General features: G+C 71.2%; 15 protein-coding genes. 5 read left to right on the forward strand and 10 right to left on the reverse strand.

Going from position 1 to position 15479, the window contains the following annotated elements; all coding sequences use genetic code 11:
- Positions 1–15: 15 nt before the first annotated feature.
- Positions 16–279, reverse strand: coding sequence for a phosphoribosyl-ATP diphosphatase (locus FKO37_RS29525; RefSeq protein WP_027927607.1), 264 nt, complete (start codon positions 277–279; stop codon positions 16–18).
- Between the two features lie 64 nt (positions 280–343).
- Positions 344–1030, reverse strand: a complete 687-nt coding sequence (locus FKO37_RS29530) for an HAD family phosphatase (protein WP_308196550.1) — start codon at positions 1028–1030, stop codon at positions 344–346.
- 151 nt (positions 1031–1181) lie between these two features.
- Between FKO37_RS29530 and FKO37_RS29535 the strand changes: the two genes are divergently transcribed.
- Both FKO37_RS29535 and FKO37_RS29540 read left to right on the forward strand, forming a co-directional pair.
- Positions 1182–2093 (forward strand): PAC2 family protein, encoded by a 912-nt coding sequence (locus FKO37_RS29535; RefSeq protein ID WP_037806497.1) that lies wholly within the window; start codon positions 1182–1184, stop codon positions 2091–2093.
- A 308-nt stretch (positions 2094–2401) separates the two neighbouring features.
- Positions 2402–2671: a hypothetical protein gene (locus tag FKO37_RS29540; RefSeq protein WP_037806498.1), complete on the forward strand. Its 270-nt coding sequence runs from the start codon at positions 2402–2404 to the stop codon at positions 2669–2671.
- Between the two features lie 45 nt (positions 2672–2716).
- Here FKO37_RS29540 and FKO37_RS29545 read toward each other — a convergent pair whose 3' ends face one another.
- From FKO37_RS29545 to FKO37_RS29560, 4 genes are all read right to left on the reverse strand, one after another.
- Entirely contained in the window at positions 2717–3547 is an 831-nt protein-coding gene (locus FKO37_RS29545; RefSeq protein WP_037806499.1) for a metallophosphoesterase, read from the reverse strand.
- Complete coding sequence (locus tag FKO37_RS29550; RefSeq protein ID WP_134734503.1) at positions 3511–4767, reverse strand: MFS transporter; 1257 nt, start codon at positions 4765–4767, stop codon at positions 3511–3513. Before FKO37_RS29550 ends, FKO37_RS29545 begins: the two co-directional genes overlap by 37 nt.
- On the reverse strand, positions 4764–5348 hold the full coding sequence (locus FKO37_RS29555; protein ID WP_238606606.1) for a helix-turn-helix transcriptional regulator: 585 nt from the start codon (positions 5346–5348) through the stop codon (positions 4764–4766). The genes FKO37_RS29550 and FKO37_RS29555 overlap by 4 nt, the downstream gene beginning before the upstream one ends.
- A gap of 82 nt (positions 5349–5430) precedes the next feature.
- The gene (locus FKO37_RS29560; protein ID WP_238606607.1) at positions 5431–6000 is read right to left on the reverse strand and encodes a dienelactone hydrolase family protein; all 570 of its coding nucleotides are present in this window, start codon (positions 5998–6000) and stop codon (positions 5431–5433) included.
- Between the two features lie 66 nt (positions 6001–6066).
- Between FKO37_RS29560 and FKO37_RS29565 the strand changes: the two genes are divergently transcribed.
- Positions 6067–6624, forward strand: coding sequence for a transcriptional regulator (locus tag FKO37_RS29565; RefSeq protein WP_238606608.1), 558 nt, complete (start codon positions 6067–6069; stop codon positions 6622–6624).
- A gap of 192 nt (positions 6625–6816) precedes the next feature.
- Positions 6817–8442 (forward strand): ABC-F family ATP-binding cassette domain-containing protein, encoded by a 1626-nt coding sequence (locus FKO37_RS29570; RefSeq protein WP_238606609.1) that lies wholly within the window; start codon positions 6817–6819, stop codon positions 8440–8442.
- 70 nt (positions 8443–8512) lie between these two features.
- Here the strand turns inward: FKO37_RS29570 and mshC are convergent, their stop codons facing one another.
- Complete coding sequence (gene mshC / locus FKO37_RS29575) at positions 8513–9751, reverse strand: cysteine--1-D-myo-inosityl 2-amino-2-deoxy-alpha-D-glucopyranoside ligase (RefSeq protein WP_037806506.1); 1239 nt, start codon at positions 9749–9751, stop codon at positions 8513–8515.
- An 80-nt stretch (positions 9752–9831) separates the two neighbouring features.
- Entirely contained in the window at positions 9832–10596 is a 765-nt protein-coding gene (locus tag FKO37_RS29580) for a MerR family transcriptional regulator (RefSeq protein ID WP_238606610.1), read from the reverse strand.
- 118 nt (positions 10597–10714) lie between these two features.
- Between FKO37_RS29580 and FKO37_RS29585 the strand changes: the two genes are divergently transcribed.
- Entirely contained in the window at positions 10715–12028 is a 1314-nt protein-coding gene (locus tag FKO37_RS29585; protein ID WP_238608350.1) for a cytochrome P450, read from the forward strand.
- 70 nt (positions 12029–12098) lie between these two features.
- Here the strand turns inward: FKO37_RS29585 and FKO37_RS29590 are convergent, their stop codons facing one another.
- A complete protein-coding gene (locus FKO37_RS29590; RefSeq protein WP_238606611.1) occupies positions 12099–14057 on the reverse strand; it encodes a VWA domain-containing protein in 1959 nt (652 codons plus the stop codon).
- Entirely contained in the window at positions 14057–15454 is a 1398-nt protein-coding gene (locus FKO37_RS29595) for an ATP-binding protein (protein WP_037806510.1), read from the reverse strand. Before FKO37_RS29595 ends, FKO37_RS29590 begins: the two co-directional genes overlap by 1 nt.
- Positions 15455–15479 lie beyond the last annotated feature (25 nt).

Below are 15479 nucleotides of genomic sequence, written 5' to 3' on the forward strand. Positions count from 1 at the left end.
CGGTGCGCGAGCGCGTCACAGGTAGCGGTACACGTCCTCGGTCGAGATTCCCCGGCCGAGCATGAGCACCTGCACCCGGTACAGCAGCTGCGAGATCTCTTCCGACAGCCGGTCGTCGGACTCGTGCTCGGCGGCGATCCACACCTCGCCCGCCTCTTCGAGCACCTTCTTGCCCTGTGCGTGCACCCCGGCGTCCAGTGCGGCGACGGTGCCGGACCCGTCGGGACGGGTACGCGCGCGCTCGGCAAGCTCCGCGAACAGCTCATCGAAGGTCTTCACGGGGCCGAATCCTTTCATCCCGCGCTCGTCCGCGCCGCTCCGGGTGACCCGGAAGCCGCCGAGGTCACAGCTGGGGCAGCAGCGCGGCCAGTTCGGGCACGCCGACGCCGGCCAGCGACGTGCGGAACACCCGGCGCGGACCGTCCGGGACGTCGACGTCGTTGGGCACGACGAGCACCGTGCAGCCAGCGGTTTCGGCCGATTCGGCGCCCGGCGGCGAGTCCTCGACCGCGACGCACCGCTCCGGCGCCACGCCGAGCAGCTCGGCGGCCTTCAGGTACGGCCGCGGGAGGGGTTTGTTCTGGCCGTCGACCTCGTCGCCGCAGACCGTGACGTCGAAGAAATCCCGCCCGATCGTGTCGAGCGCGAGTTCGGTCAGCGCCCGTTCGGTGGAGGTGACCAGCGCGGACTTGAGCCCGGCCGCGCGGATCGCGGCCAGCGCCTCGCGCGCGCCCGGACGCCAGGGCAGCGCGTCGTCGAACAGCCCGGCGGTGCGGCGGCGGATCCACTCCCCCGTTTCCGCGACCGCTTCCGGGGTGACCGGGCGGCCGGTCTGCTCCAGCAGCACGGTGGCGGTGGCGTCCATGTTGGACCCCACGAGGGTCATCCGGACTTCCTCCGACAGCGTGCCGCCGAGCGCCTCGGCGGCCTCGTACAGCGCGACGTCCCACAGTTTCTCGGAATCGACGAGGGTGCCGTCCATGTCCCAGAGGACAGCCGCCAATCCGTCCGAAGAGGACGGTGCAGTCACAGTTTCTCCTTGTCCGGTGCGGCGCCCCGGCGGGGCGCGCTCCCCTCCAGCGTCCCACGCGGGCCGCCGTGAGCGGGGCCACACCCGTTCCGTGACACGCGGGGCCGGACACACTGCGCAGCGTAGGTGGCCGAGGCCGTAGGCTGGTCAGGTGAGTGAGCCTGTCGACGACACCCCGCGGCCCGGCGACCCGGAGCAGGACCGCGCCGATGCCCCGCGCCCGATCATGATCCTGGCCTTCGAGGGCTGGAACGACGCGGGCGACGCGGCCAGCCAGGCGATCGAACACCTCCAGCTTTCCTGGGACGCGACGCCGCTGGCCGAGATCGAGCCGGACGACTACTACGACTTCCAGGTCAGCCGCCCCACGGTGAAGATGGTCGACGGCATCACCCGGCGGGTCGAATGGCCGACCACCCGGTTGTCGGTGTGCCGTCCCGAGGGCTTCGACCGCGACCTGGTGCTGGTGCAGGGCCCGGAGCCGAACATGCGCTGGCGCAAGTTCTGCGCGGAGATCGTCGAGCACGTCCAGGAACTGGACGTGTCGATGGTGGTCGCGCTCGGCGCCCTGCTGGCCGACACCGCGCACACCCGCCCGGTCCCGGTCACCGGGTCGGCCTACGACAAGGACACCGCGAGCAAGTACCGGCTCGAGGTGAACAACTACCAGGGCCCTACCGGGATCGTCGGGATCCTCCAGGACTACTGCGTGCAGGCGGGCATCCCGGCGGTGTCGATCTGGGCCGCGGTCCCGCACTACGTCTCGCACCCGCCGTCGCCGAAGGCCACGCTGGCGCTGCTGCACAAGCTGGAGGACGTCCTCGACGTCGAGATCCCGCTGGGCGCGCTGCCGGAGCAGGCCGAGGAATGGCAGCAGACGGTCAGCGAGATGGCCGACGAGGACGAGGAAATCAGCGAGTACGTGCGCAGCCTCGAGGAACGCGGCGACGCCGAGACCGACTTCACCATGGAGGAGGTCTCGGGCGACAAGATCGCCGCCGAGTTCGAGCGCTACCTGCGGCGGCGCCGTCCCGGACAGGACGGCGGGTTCGGCCTCCGCTGACCCCCATGCCAGCGACTTAAGTACGTGAGGGGAACCCTGAGGGAATCCGATTCCCTCAGGGTTCCCCTCACGTACCTCGAAAGCCGCCCCCGCCCAGACGACCCCGTCTCGGGACCGGGTGTCCCTCGCGCACCGCCGAGGGAACGCACCGTGATTTCCGAACTACGGAAAGTCATCCGCGCCGCTCGCCCGAATGACGGTGCTTGCGCCGCCGGCTGATCGCGCCGCGCTGCTCTGGTGCCGCGGCGAGCCCGTCTCGTTGACTTGGCCTGGCGCGAGCGACGTCGCGCGGACCAGGAGGTACGGGAATGTTCGGCAAGGCACTAGCGGCGGCGGTGCTCGCGGCGGGCGCGATCACCGCGTCGGCGGCGACAGCGTCGGCGGCACCGGTTTCGCCGGTGAAGGCGGATGATTTCGGCGCGTGCATGGACTACGCGGTGGGCGAATACGACGTGGAGCCCTGGCTCGCGCACGACGCGTGCGACGCCGGCACGTTCGAGGACTGCTACTGGGTCCTGCGCCGCGCCTACGTTCCGGCGCAGGTCGCGGCGACAGCCTGCCGGCTCTCGTTCGACTGATCCGCCGAAGGGTGCGACCGGTCTGCGCGGGCAGGCCGGTCGCGCTCAGGCGGTGAGCAGCTTGCGCACCGGAACCGCGCCGCGCTCCCGTTTCCGCCACTCGCGCGGATAGCCGAGCGAGACTTCCTCGAACCGCACGCCGTCGGCGGACGTCGTGCGCGGGATGTGCAGGTGCCCGTAGACGGCCAGCTCGGCCCGGTAGCGCAGGTGCCAGTCCTCGGTCTGCGTGGTGCCGCACCAGAGCGCGAAATCGGGGTAGTACAACGGATTCGTCGGGTGCCGGTGCAGCGGCCAGTGCGACATGAGGATCGTGCGGCGGTCGGCCGGGATCGCGTCCAGCCGGTCGCGGCTCACCTTCAGTCGCTGCTCGCACCAAGCCGCGCGCGACTCGTACGGGTCCGGATGCAGGTAGTACTCGTCAGTGCACACGACGCCGATCTCTCGGGCGTGCGCGAGCGCTTCTTCGCGGGTCTTGCCCTCGGTCGCCGGGGTGCGCCAGCTGTAGTCGTAGAACACGAACAGCGGCGCGATGGTCAGCGGTTCCGGGCCGAAGTCCCACACCGGGAACTCGTCCTCGGGCGTGAGGACGTCGATCTCGCGGCACTGCTCCACGAGGAATTCGTACCGAGCCTGGCCGCGCAGCTGGCACGCGTCGTTCGGCGTGGTCCACAGCTCGTGGTTGCCCGGGACCCACACGACCTTCGCGAACCGCTCGCGCAGCCTGGCGAGCGTCTCGCGGATGACCTTGGCGGACTCGGCGACGTCGCCGGCGACGAGCAGCCAGTCGCCGGGATCGTCGGGCACGACCTCGTCGACGATCGGGCCGTTGCCCTCGTGGGTCACGTGGAGGTCGCTGGTGGCGAAGAGAGACGGCACTCGTCCACCGTAACGACTTTCCGCGCCCGGGAGCGCCGGAACCGCCCATTCCCCCACCCCAGAACGACCAGCCCGGCACTCACGTGGAGTCCTGCCTGCACGTTCAGCAGCACTGTCGGCCCGGTCACCGCGACGAGCGCGCCGGCCAGCAGCGAACCGGCCGCCGTGCCCGCCGCCATCAGCGCGTACACCGTGCTCAGCACCCGTCCCGCGCGATCCGGGCCGGTCTCCGCCTGCACGTGCGACAGCAGCCCGGCCCCGGCCACCACGGCGGGCGCGCCGACCGCCATGAACAGACCGACGTACACCCCGAGGACCGTGGTCGCGCCCGGCAGATTCCAGATCGCCGCCGACATCAGCCCCGCCGCGACCAGCCCCCAGCCCTGCAGCAGCACCGGCGCGACCCGGCGCGCGAGCGTCGCCACCGCGAACCCGGCGGCCAGGCCGCCGATCGCCTGCACGCCGCGCAACAGCCCGGCATCGGCCTCGCTGCCGCGCAGGATGTCGAGCACGAACACCACGAACAGCACCAGGAACATGCCCTGCGCGAGCGAGGTCAGCAGCGCCGACACACTCGTCGCGCGAAGCCGCTTGCCCGCAAGATCGCGGACGCCCGCGAGCCAATCCGTCTGCTCGGGCGCGGTCTTGCGCACCGCCGCCCGGCGGAAGGGGAACGCGAGCAGCATCCCCGCGGCCGCGAGCGCGACGAGGTAGCCGATGATCACGCGCTCGAGACCGCCCCAGCCCAGCAGCGCTCCCCCGGCCCAGCCGCCCGCGAGCCGCGCGACGCTGCCGTTCACGCTCATCAGCCCGTTCGCCGGGGTGACGTCCTCGACGCCGACCAGCTCCGGCACCAACGCACTGCGCGCCGGTTCGAACACCGACGCCAGCCCTGCCTGCGCCGCCATCACCGCGTAGACCGCCGCGACCGGCAGCTCGGAACTCGCCAGCAGCGGCAGCACCACCACCGCCTGCCCGACGCACACCGTCGCCAGCACGACCCGGCGGTCCCACCGGTCGGCGACGATCCCCGCGACCGGGCTCAGCAGCACCGCGGGCAGCAGGCCGAGCACGATGCTCAACGCCGTCGTGACCGCGGAGCCGGTGCGGACGAACAGGTACACCGGCAGCGCGACCTGCAGCATCCACTCGGCGGTCTCGCCAAAGAACGCGGAGACCCAGAGCCGGGCGAATCCCGGTGCCGCCAGCAGCCGTCTCACGCCGGTTTCCCGTCGTGCCCGATCCGGCGGAAGGCACGCATTCCGAGGAAGACCGCGCGGGCGTCGGCGGGCGCGTCCTCGCGGATCGTGCTGACGTACGGCCGGACCAGGTCGTCGATCGCCTTCGTCAGCGCGCCGACTTCCTCGGGTGTCGCTTTCAGGCCGTACGAGAAGAAGCCGCCCGCCTCGCGCCAGTCCTCATCAAGCCGCTCGACCGTGTCGAGGTACCGCTGGGTCAGCTCCTGTTCCTCGGCCAGCTCAGTTCCCGCGACCGCCAGCTGCGCCGCTTCCAGCGCCGGATCGCCGTCCGGGCTGCCGAGCACCAGCCCGACCTGGCAGGCCCGCCACGGCCGCTCCCGCCCGTCGCCGCCCTCGGCTCGCTCGACCAGGCCGTGCTCGGCCAGCTTGCGCAGATGCCAGCTGCAGTTCGACGCGGTCGAGCCGACCGCGTCCGCGCACTCGCTGGCGGTCGACGGGCCGACCGCCATCAGGTGGTGCACCAGCGCGGACCGCAGCGGGTGCGCGAGGGCCCGCAGCAGCTCGACGTCGTCGATCCGCTTGCGCGGGGGCAGTTCGGTCATCGGCCCGCCTAACTCTGAAGGGTTTCTTTCGAAACGATTCTTTCAGAGTTGCAGGCGGCTGCCCCCGCGTCAAGGCGCCCGGCTAGAGCGAGGCGAGGAACGAGCGCACGCGCTCCAGGAGCAGACCGGCTGCCTCGGGGTCGTAGGCGGCCAGCGAGGAGTCGGCGAAAAGGTGCTGGTCGCCGGGGTAGACGAACAACTCCGCGTTCTCGGCGGAGCTGACGAGTTCGCGGGCGGACGGCAGGTCCTCCTCGAAGAACTCGTCGTTCTCCTTGCCGTGGATCTGCACCGGAACCCCCTCCGGCCACGCCGTCCCGAACTCCTTGACCGGCAGGCAGGAGTCGAAGAACAGCGCGCCGCGCGCTCCCGGCCGGGTCTGCGCGAGGCGCTGCGCGACGGTGACGCCGAAGGAGAACCCGGCGTACACGAGGTCCTGCCCGAGGGCCTCCGCCTCGGCGATCCCGCGTTCCCGCACCTGCTCGAAGCCGGTCTCCCGGGCGAAGGCGAAGCCGTCTTCGATGCTGGCGAACGTCCGGCCCCCGAACAGATCGGGAGTGTGGACGGTGTGCCCGTCCCGGCGCAGTTCGTCGGCGAAACCGCGCACGCCGTCGGTCAAGCCCTGGATGTGGTGGTACAGCACGATTTCGGCCATGCCGGAAATCCCCTCAGTGAACGAACCAGTTATGTGGAACGTTCGGCAACGCTAGTCTGTTCAGCCATGGCGAACAACCCGCCCGACTACGCACTCGCCGATCGGCTGGCCTTGACCGAACCCGCGCAGGTCAAGGCGATCGGACACCCGTTGCGCACCTCGATCCTGCAGTTGCTGCACGAGCGAGCCGCGACTGTGAGCGAGCTCGCGGCGGCGGTGCGCCGCCCCAAGAGCACGGTCGCGCACCACGTGCGCGTGCTCGAGGTCAACGGCCTGCTCAAGGTCGTTCGCACGCGCCGGGTCCGCGCCGTCGAGGAACGGTTCTACGGGCGCACCGCGCGCATGTTCTTCGTCGAGCCGGGGCCGGCCATGGGGAACGCGAGGGATTTCAACGACTTCGAGGTGGCGGCCCGCGAATCCGCCGAGGCGTTCGAGGCGGGAAAGCTGTGGGGCTTCATCCGGCAGGCACGCATCTCCCCGGACCAGGCCTCGCAGTTCTGGGACCGGATGGCCGAACTCGTCGAAGAGTTCGACCGGCTGCCCCGGTCCGGGGACACCACCTACGGCTTCGCGGTCGGCATCTACCCCACCGGCCATCCGGCCTTGCCGCCGCGAGAATCCTGACCGGCCCGAACCGAGCGCCCGAAAAACCGGTTGCGCTTCCCCGCCGCCCCCGCGTTAAGCTCCCGCCCATCATGGACAGCTGAGCCGAGCCCTCCCCGCATCGAGGCCGCTCCCGGTCGAGCCCCGCTCCCGGGAAGCCGCGCGTTGCCCGTCGGGGATTTCGCTTCCACCGCAAAGGCCCGGTGATCGCTCATGTCTACTGTCCTGCACGCCTCCGACCTCGTTTTCGGCTACGGCGCCCGCACCGTCCTCAACGGCGTCTCGCTCGTCGCGTCGCCCGGGAGGCGGATCGGTCTCGTCGGCGAAAACGGCGTCGGGAAATCAACCTTGCTCCGGCTGCTCGCCGGACTTGAAGTCCCCCGCGGCGGCGACGTCGTGCGGCACGGCGACCTCGGCTTCCTCTTCCAGGAGCTGCCGTTCGACGGCACCGCACGAGTTTCCGACGTCCTCGACGAGGCGCTCGCCGAGATCCGCACCGCCGCGGCGACGCTCGACAAGCTCGCCGCCGTCCTCGCCGAGCGCCCCGACGACCCGGAGGTGCTCAGCGAGTACGGCCACGTCCTGGAATGGGCGCAGGCCCACGACCTGTGGGACGCGGACCGGCGCGCGGACCTCGTCCTCGCCGGGCTCGGGCTCGGCGACATCAGGCACGACCGGCGGCTGCACACGCTGTCCGGCGGCCAGCGGTCGCGGCTCGGGCTGGCCGCGCTGCTGGTGCGGCGGCCGCGCATCCTGCTGCTCGACGAACCGACCAACCACCTCGACGACAACGCCATGGAATTCCTCGAGCGCCATCTCGCGGAGCTGACCGGCGTCGTCGTGCTGTCCTCGCACGACCGCGTGTTCCTCGACGCGGTCTGCACGGACATCGTGGACCTGGACCCGGTTCCGGCGGACCGCCGCGTCGGCGGCGCGACGCGCTACGGCGGCAGCTACACCGACTACCTCGGCCAGAAAAAGGCCGAACGGGCCCGCTGGGAACAGCGGTTCACCGAAGAACAGGAGGAACTCAAGCAACTGCGGGAATCCGTGCACGGCACCGCGCGCCGCGTCGCGCACAACCGGGCGCCGCGGGACAACGCGAAGATGCTCTACGACTTCAAGACCGGTCGCGTGCAGAAGCAGATTTCCCGCCGAGTCCGCAATGCCCAGCTGAAACTCGACACCCTGGAGCGCGAGCAGGTCCGCAAACCGCCCGCGCCGCTGCGGTTCCGGGCCACGCTCACCGCGGACACCGGCGGCGAAGGGCCGGCGGTGTCGGTGCGCGGCATCGCGGTTCCGGGCCGGGTGCAGCTGGACGAGCTGGACGTGGACCGCAGCGCGCGGCTTCTCGTGACCGGCGGCAACGGAGCGGGCAAATCCACGCTGCTGTCGGTGCTGGCCGGCCAGCTCACGCCGTCGGCCGGGACTGTCCACTTCGGACCCGGCGTGCGAGTGGGGCTGCTGGAGCAGGACGTCACGTTCGCTCTGCCGAAGCGGACCGCGCAGGAGGTGTACCGCGCCGCGGCCGGCGAAGCGGCGCCCTCGCTGTCCACACTCGGGTTGCTGCCGCCGAGGGAACACGACCGGCCGGTCGGCGAGCTTTCGGTGGGTCAGCGGCGCCGGCTGGCGTTGGCGGTGCTGCTCGCGGAGCCGCCGGACGTGCTGTTGCTCGACGAGCCGACCAACCACCTGTCGGTCAGCCTGGCCGAGGAGCTGTCCGAGGCGCTGGACAGCGCGCCGGGCGCGGTCGTCCTTGCTTCGCATGATCGGTGGTTGCGCCGCCGTTGGGAGGGCGACCACCTGGCGCTGGCAGACGGCCAACGCCAGGATGTATAGGTCGTTATACAGTTAGAAGAGCGGGCAGTGGCCGGAAGCGTGTTCCGGCCACTGCCCGGTCCCGAAAAGCTCAGAGCACGATGCCCAGCAACGCGTCCACGGCCTCCTTGATCAGGCCCGGGGCGGCCTGGTCGGTGCCGTCGCGGCGCAGTGCCGACGTGACCCACGCGTCGATCGCCGTGAGGGCCTTCGGCGTGTTCAGGTCGTCGGAGAGGTGGTCGCGCAGCCGCGCCACGGTGTCCTCCGCGTCCGGTCCGGCAGGCAGCGCGACCGCTTCGCGCCAGCGGGCCAGCCGTTCCTGCGCGTCGACCAGCAGCTGGTCGGTCCACGCCCGGTCCTCACGGTAGTGCCCGGCGAACAGCGCGAGCCGGATCGCCGCCGGGTCGACGCCGTCGGCGCGCAGCCGCGACACGAAGACCAGGTTGCCGCGGGACTTCGACATCTTCTCGCCGTCGAGCCCGATCATCCCGGCGTGCACGTAATGCCGGGCGAACGGGTGGTCGGCGGCGACGGCTTCCGCGTGCGCGGCGCTGTACTCGTGGTGCGGGAAAATCAGGTCGGACCCGCCGCCCTGCACGTCGAAACCGAGCCCGAGGCGGTTCACCGCGATCGCGCTGCATTCGATGTGCCAGCCCGGCCGTCCGGCGCCCAGCTCCGACTCCCACGACGGCTCGCCCTCGCGCGCGACGCGCCACAGCAGCGCGTCCAGCGGGTGCCGCTTGCCGGGGCGGTCCGGGTCGCCGCCGCGCTCGGCGAAGAACTTCGCCATCGTCTCGGCGTCGTAGTTCGACTCGTAGCCGAACCGGCCGGTCGCGTTGTGGTCGAAGTAGACGTCCGGGAACTCGGCGTCGTCCGCGCGGTAGGCGCTGCCGTCGGCGAGCAGCTTCGCGATGACCTCGACGATCTCCGGGATCGCCTCGACCGCGCCGACGAACTGCCGCGGCGGCAGCACCCGCAGCGCCTCCATGTCCTCGCGGAACAGCGCCGTTTCGCGCATGCCGAGCACGATCCAGTCGTCCGAATCGCGTTCCGCGCGCTCGAGCAGCGGCTCGTCGATGTCGGTGACGTTCTGGACGTAGTGCACCTCGTGCCCGTTGTCCCGCCACACCCGGTTGACCAGGTCGAACGCGAGGTAGGTGGCGGCGTGGCCGAGGTGGGTGGCGTCGTAGGGGGTGATGCCGCAGACGTACATCCGGGCGGCGGCTCCGGGTGCCGTCGGGCGGACCTGCCCGGTCGCGGTGTCGTGAAGCCGGAGGGGACGGGGCGTGCCGGGCAGCCGGGGCACGGCGACGGATGACCAAGTCTGCATGCCTCCGACTGTAAGCGTGACGTCCGTCCGCTTTCCCACCCGGTGGGAGGGACAGCCGCGTGTCCCTCCCACCGGTACGGTCAGGCTCGCTGCCGGACGACGTTCGCCCGGACGGCGTCGCGCACGTACGCCCCGATGCCGGGCCGCTGCTCGTCCTCCCGGACCAGGAAGGCCAGCTGCGCGGGCTCGTCCGCGTACAGGTCCGCGATCTTCTGCTGCATCTCGTACCCGCACTCCCCCATCACCGCGGACAGCATCGCCCGGTGCTCTTCGGCTAGCTGCCCGGCCGCCGGGCTGTCCGCGGGCTCGCCCTTGTCGACCAGCGCGACCAGGCGGCTCACCCAGTCCTTCCGCTGCCGCTCCGCCTCAGTCCACTGCTCCTTGGTCTCCGGCAGCTGCGACTGCTGCCACTCCGGGCAGCTCCCCCAGCGCCGGACGGCCTCCTCCGAGTAGCCGTCCGGCACCTGGAACCCGCCGAACACTTCGAACTTCTCCTCGGGCGTCAACGCGTTGCCCATGGCTCTCGCCTCCAGCAATCGATCGACGGCCGCGACCATGCGCTCGATCCGGTCCGCCTGCGCCACCAGCAGCTCCCGCTGCCGTTTCAGGTGGGCGTCGGCGTCGGTTCCCGGATCCGCGAGCACGGACGCGATCGTCTCCAGGGGAAGGCCGAGCTCCCGGTAGAGCAGGATCCGCTGCAGCCGGTCGAGATCGGCCTCGTCGTAGCGCCGGTAGCCGGACGTCGTCCGCCCGCTCGGCGACAGCAGCCCGATCTCGTCGTAGTGGTGCAGCGTGCGCACGGTGACGCCGGCCAGCGCCGCCGCCTCGCCCACCCGGTAGCCCATCGCTCTCCCCTGTCGTTTCTTCGGCCGAATGGCCCTTGCGAGAACCACGATCACGCCTCACGTCGCGTGAGGGTCAAGTCTGGTGGACACCGCGCTCCGGCGCGAGTACGAACGAAGCATGGCTCTGCGCACGCCGATCCGCGCCCGTTCCGCTCTCCCGCCCGGTCCCCGGCTGCCGATGGCGGTGCAAACCCTCCTTTTCGGCGCTTTCCGCAACTCCCTGCTGCCGGTGCTGCGACGGCGCTACGGAGACGTCGTGCGGCTGAAGCTGTATCCCGAGCGTTCGGTGGTGCTGGTCGGCGACCTCGACCTGGTCCGCGAGATCTTCGCCGGTCCGGTCGAGACGTTCCACGCCGGCGAGGGCAACATGGTGCTCAAACCCATGCTGGGCGGGCATTCGGTGCTGCTCACCGACGAGGAGGAGCACCGCAGGGCGCGGAAGCTGCTGATGCCCGCGTTCAACGGCGCCGCGATGCGCGGGTACCGGGACATGGTCACCGAGCTGACGGTCGCGGAGCTGGAACGGTGGCCGCAGGGCCGGGCGTTCCGGGTGCACGACCGGATGCGGGCGCTGACGCTGGAAGTGATCCTGCGGGTCGTTTTCGGCGTGACCGACGGACCGCGGCTGGCGGAGTTGCGCGTGGCGCTGGAGCAGGTCATCGACATCAGCGCGCTGGATCTCTTCGGATGGCACAGCCCGGCGTTGCAGAAGTTCGGGCCGTGGCGGCGGAACCGGGAGCGGCAGGAACGGGTCGACGAACTGCTGTACGCGGAGATCGCCGAGCGGCGAGCCGCACCGGACCTGGCGGAGCGGACCGATGTGCTGTCCCGGCTGCTGACCGTGCCCGGGGAGGATCAGCTCAGCGACCTCGAACTGCGCGACCAGCTGATCACGTTGCTGCTGGCCGGGCACGAAACCACGGCGACCGCGCTGGCCTGGGCGCTGCACGAGCTCGCCCGGGATCCGGTCACCGCCGCGACCACCGCCCGCGCCGCGCGCGAGGGCGACGAGAAGTACCTGGAAGCGGTGGCGAAGGAGGCGATGCGGCTGCGGCCGATCATCTCCGAGGTTTCGCGGAAGCTCACGAAGGACGTCCAGGTCGGGCCCTACACGGTTCCGGCCGGGCACATGGCGCTGCCGTCGATTTCGATGATCCACGCGGACGCGGCGCACCATCCGTCGCCCGAGGTGTTCGACCCGACGCGCTTCCTCGGCAGCGGCCCGCCCGCAGGCAGCTGGTTCCCCTTCGGCGGCGGCGCACGGCGCTGTCTGGGGGCCGGTTTCTCGCTGCTGGAGGCGACGATCGTGCTGCGCGAGCTGTTCGCGCGGTACCGGGTCAGCGCGGCCAATCCTCGGCCGGAGCGGGTCAAAACCCGGCACATCACCCTCGTACCCGGCGACGGCGCACGGATCATGGTGGACCGCCGCTGAAGCCCGTGAAGGACTCCGTCAGGGAATCTGATTCCCCCAAGGAGCCCTTCACGGACCTTCACGGAACGGGTCAGCGGCGACGCGTGCGGAGGTAGTCGCCCACTACCGCCGCGCCCAGGCCGTCCAGGTCCGGGGCTACGACCCGGCCGCCGGAGCGGCGGGCGATGGTGTCCACGAACGCTTCCAGGCGCGGGTCGTCGCCCAGCCGGAAGACGGTGACCGACGCGCCCAGTTTGGCGATCCGGTCCACTTCGGACAGTGTCTTGTAGATGGTCGCCGGTTCGGGCGGGTAGGAGAATTCCGCCTCGCCATCGGGTTCCAGGTGCGCGGTGGGTTCTCCGTCGGTGACCATCAGGACCACCGGCTGCGCATCCGGGTGCCGACGCAGGTGCCGTCCGGCCAGCAGCAGCGCGTGGTGGGCGTTGGTGCCTTGTTCCCAGGTGCCTTCCAGACCGACCAGTTCCGGCAGCTCCACGGGCATCGCGTAGCGGCCGAAGGTGATCAGCTGCAGGGCGTCGTTGCGGAATCTGGTGCTGATCAGCTGGTGCAGCGCCAGCGCGGTGCGTTTCATCGGCAGCCAGCGGCCCTCCTGGACCATCGACCACGACGTGTCGACCAGCAGCGCGACCGCGGCTCGCGAGCGGTGTTCGGTCTCGATGACTTCGACGTCCTCGACAGCGAGGCGAACACTGCCCGCACCGACCGCGGTGGAGCGCAGCACCGCGTTGCGCACGGTGCGCGGGACATCCCAGGGTTGCATGTCACCGAATCGCCAGGGACGGCTCGAACCGGTCGGTTCGCCTGCCGCCCCCGCGGATTCGGTCTCGCGCTCCCCGGTTTTGCCGCGCAGCGAATTGACCACATCGGACAGTGCGGTCTCGCCCAGTCGGCGCAGTGCCTTGGGAGACAATCGCAAGGTGCCGTCCGCGGCACGCTCGAACAGACCCTGCTGACGCAGTTCTCGCTCCAATTCGGACAGTCGGCGCGCGTCGACGCCTGCGTCCGGACCGAGTTGGCGTTCCAGCGCTTCCAGGTCGATGTCTTCCAGGCGCGCGCCGGGATACGACTGGCCCAGTTGCTCGGCGAGAGCGTCCAGCTCCGCCAGGTCGGCCATGGCCTGCGCGCCTTCGCCGAGCCCCAGCGGGTCCTGGCCGCGGAAGCGCGAGGACGACGTCCAGTCCTCCCCCGGCCGCAGCGCACGCAACTGGGAGTCCAAAGCGGACAGTTGCTGCGCGAGCCGCGGATCGCCGAAGGCTTGCTGTGCCAGCTCGGCCAGTTCCGCCCGCTGTTCCTCGGACATCGAGTTCAGCATGCGTTGCGCGGCGGCGGAGCGGGCGGCCAGCACGTCGATCAGCTCGTCGACGTTCTGCGGGTTCTCCGCGAAGAACTCGCCGTGCCGCCGCATGAACTCGTCGAAGCGCTCGCCGATGTCGCTCGCGCCCTGTGCGTGCGCGGACAGCAGCGCGTTGAGGTCGCCGAGCATCTGGTTGATCCGCTCGACGTCCTGCGGGCCGGCGTTCTGCATGGCCTGCTTCATGCCCTGGAAGCGCGCATCGAGCATCTCGCGGCCAAGTAGGTCGCGGATCTGCTCGTACTTCTGCCGGGCTTCGTCGGAGCGCCAGTCGTACTCGTTCAGCTCGCGCACGGCAGCGGCGGTGCCGGGCGGCAGCGCGTCCAGCTGGGCTTCGCGGAAGCGGGCCTCGTCGTCGGGATCCGGGAACAGTTCCCGGCGCTCGGCTTGGAGCGCGTCCTGCAGCAACTGCTGGACTTCCTGGAGCGTGCCGTCCAGCCGGTGCCGCCGCTGGATCTGCGAACGGCGCTGCCACAGCTGACGGGTCAGCTCGTCGAGGCCCGCGGTGCGTTCGGTGCCGCGGCGCAGCAGTTCCTCCAGCGCCGAACGCGGGGACGAGCCGCCCATGACCTCGCGGCCGATCTCGTCCAGCGCGTCCCGCAGGTCCGCGGGCGGGGCCAGCGGATCCGGCCCGTCGTGCCACGGGCCGTAGGAATATCCCTCCGGTAAGAGCGGCATTATTCGCCGTACACCGTCGTGCCGTCGTCGGAGTCCTTCGCCAGCCGGCGGGCGAGGAACAGCGACTCCAGGGCCAGTTCGACCGCCGCCGCGATCCGGCCCGCCGGTTCGTCCGCGGACACTCCGGCGCGCTGGGCGACCTCGTGCAGCACCGGCAGTTCCGGCAGCGCGGCAAGGACTTCCGCGCCGGGGACGCGCTCGCCGGTGGCGACCAGGTGGCCGTCCGCCACCGCGTCGGACAGCGGGCGCAGGTCCAGCCCGGCGAACCGTTCGCGGGCGGTTTCCGCGATCGCGCGGCGCATCAGGTGCACGAGGTGCTCGACCTCGCGGCCCTCCTCGCCGGGCTCGAACTCGACCTTGCCGCGCAGCACGGCGGGCACGGCTTCGAGGTCGACCGGACGTGCGACCGCCGGGTCCTCCCCGGTCACCGCGGCCCGGCGCAGCGCGGCCGCCGCGACGGTTTCGGCCGCCGCCACCGCGAACCGGGCGGACACGCCGGAACGCTGGTCGATCACCGGCGACTCGCGCAGGTTGCGCACGAACCGGGCCAGCACCTCCAGCAGCGGCTCGCCGACCTCCGCGACGAGGTTCGCCTCTTGGCGCACCACGGCGACCTCGGACTCGACGTCCAGCGGGTAGTGCGTGCGGATTTCCGCGCCGAAGCGGTCCTTCAGCGGCGTGATGATCCGGCCGCGGTTGGTGTAGTCCTCGGGGTTGGCAGTGGCGACGAGGAGGACGTCCAGCGGCAGCCGCAGTGTGTAGCCGCGGACCTGGATGTCGCGTTCCTCCATCACGTTCAGCAGCGCGACCTGGATCCGCTCGGCGAGGTCGGGCAGCTCGTTGATCGCGACGATGCCGCGGTGCGCGCGCGGCACGAGTCCGAAGTGGATGGTCTCCGGGTCGCCGAGGCTGCGCCCCTCGGCGACCTTCACGGGGTCGACGTCGCCGATCAGGTCGCCCACGCTCGTGTCCGGCGTGGCCAGCTTTTCGGTGTAGCGCTCGCTGCGGTGCCGCCAGGCCACCGGCAGGTCGTCGCCGAGTTCGGCGGCGCGGCGGATCGAGGCGGGCGTGATCGGGTCGAGCGGGTGTTCGCCCAGTTCGGAGCCCTCGATGACCGGGGTCCACTCGTCGAGGAGGCCGGCCAGGGTGCGCAGCAGGCGGGTCTTGCCCTGGCCGCGCTCGCCGAGCAGGACGACGTCGTGGCCGGCGAGCAGGGCTCGTTCGAGCTGGGGCAGCACAGTGCGGGAGAAGCCGACGATGCCGGGCCAGGCGTCGCGGCCCTCGCGCAGCGCGGCGAGCAGGTTGTCGTGGATCTCGCGCGCGATGGGGCGCGGGGCGTATCCGGCGGCGCGGAGCTCGCCGGCAGTACGGGGAAGAGCGTCGGGAACAGCGTTCACCCCTTCGACGCTACTGACCGTTCCG

The sequence above is a fragment of the Amycolatopsis sp. Poz14 genome, assembly GCF_006704225.1.
In the GTDB taxonomy this organism is placed as follows: Bacteria; Actinomycetota; Actinomycetes; order Mycobacteriales; family Pseudonocardiaceae; genus Amycolatopsis; species Amycolatopsis nivea.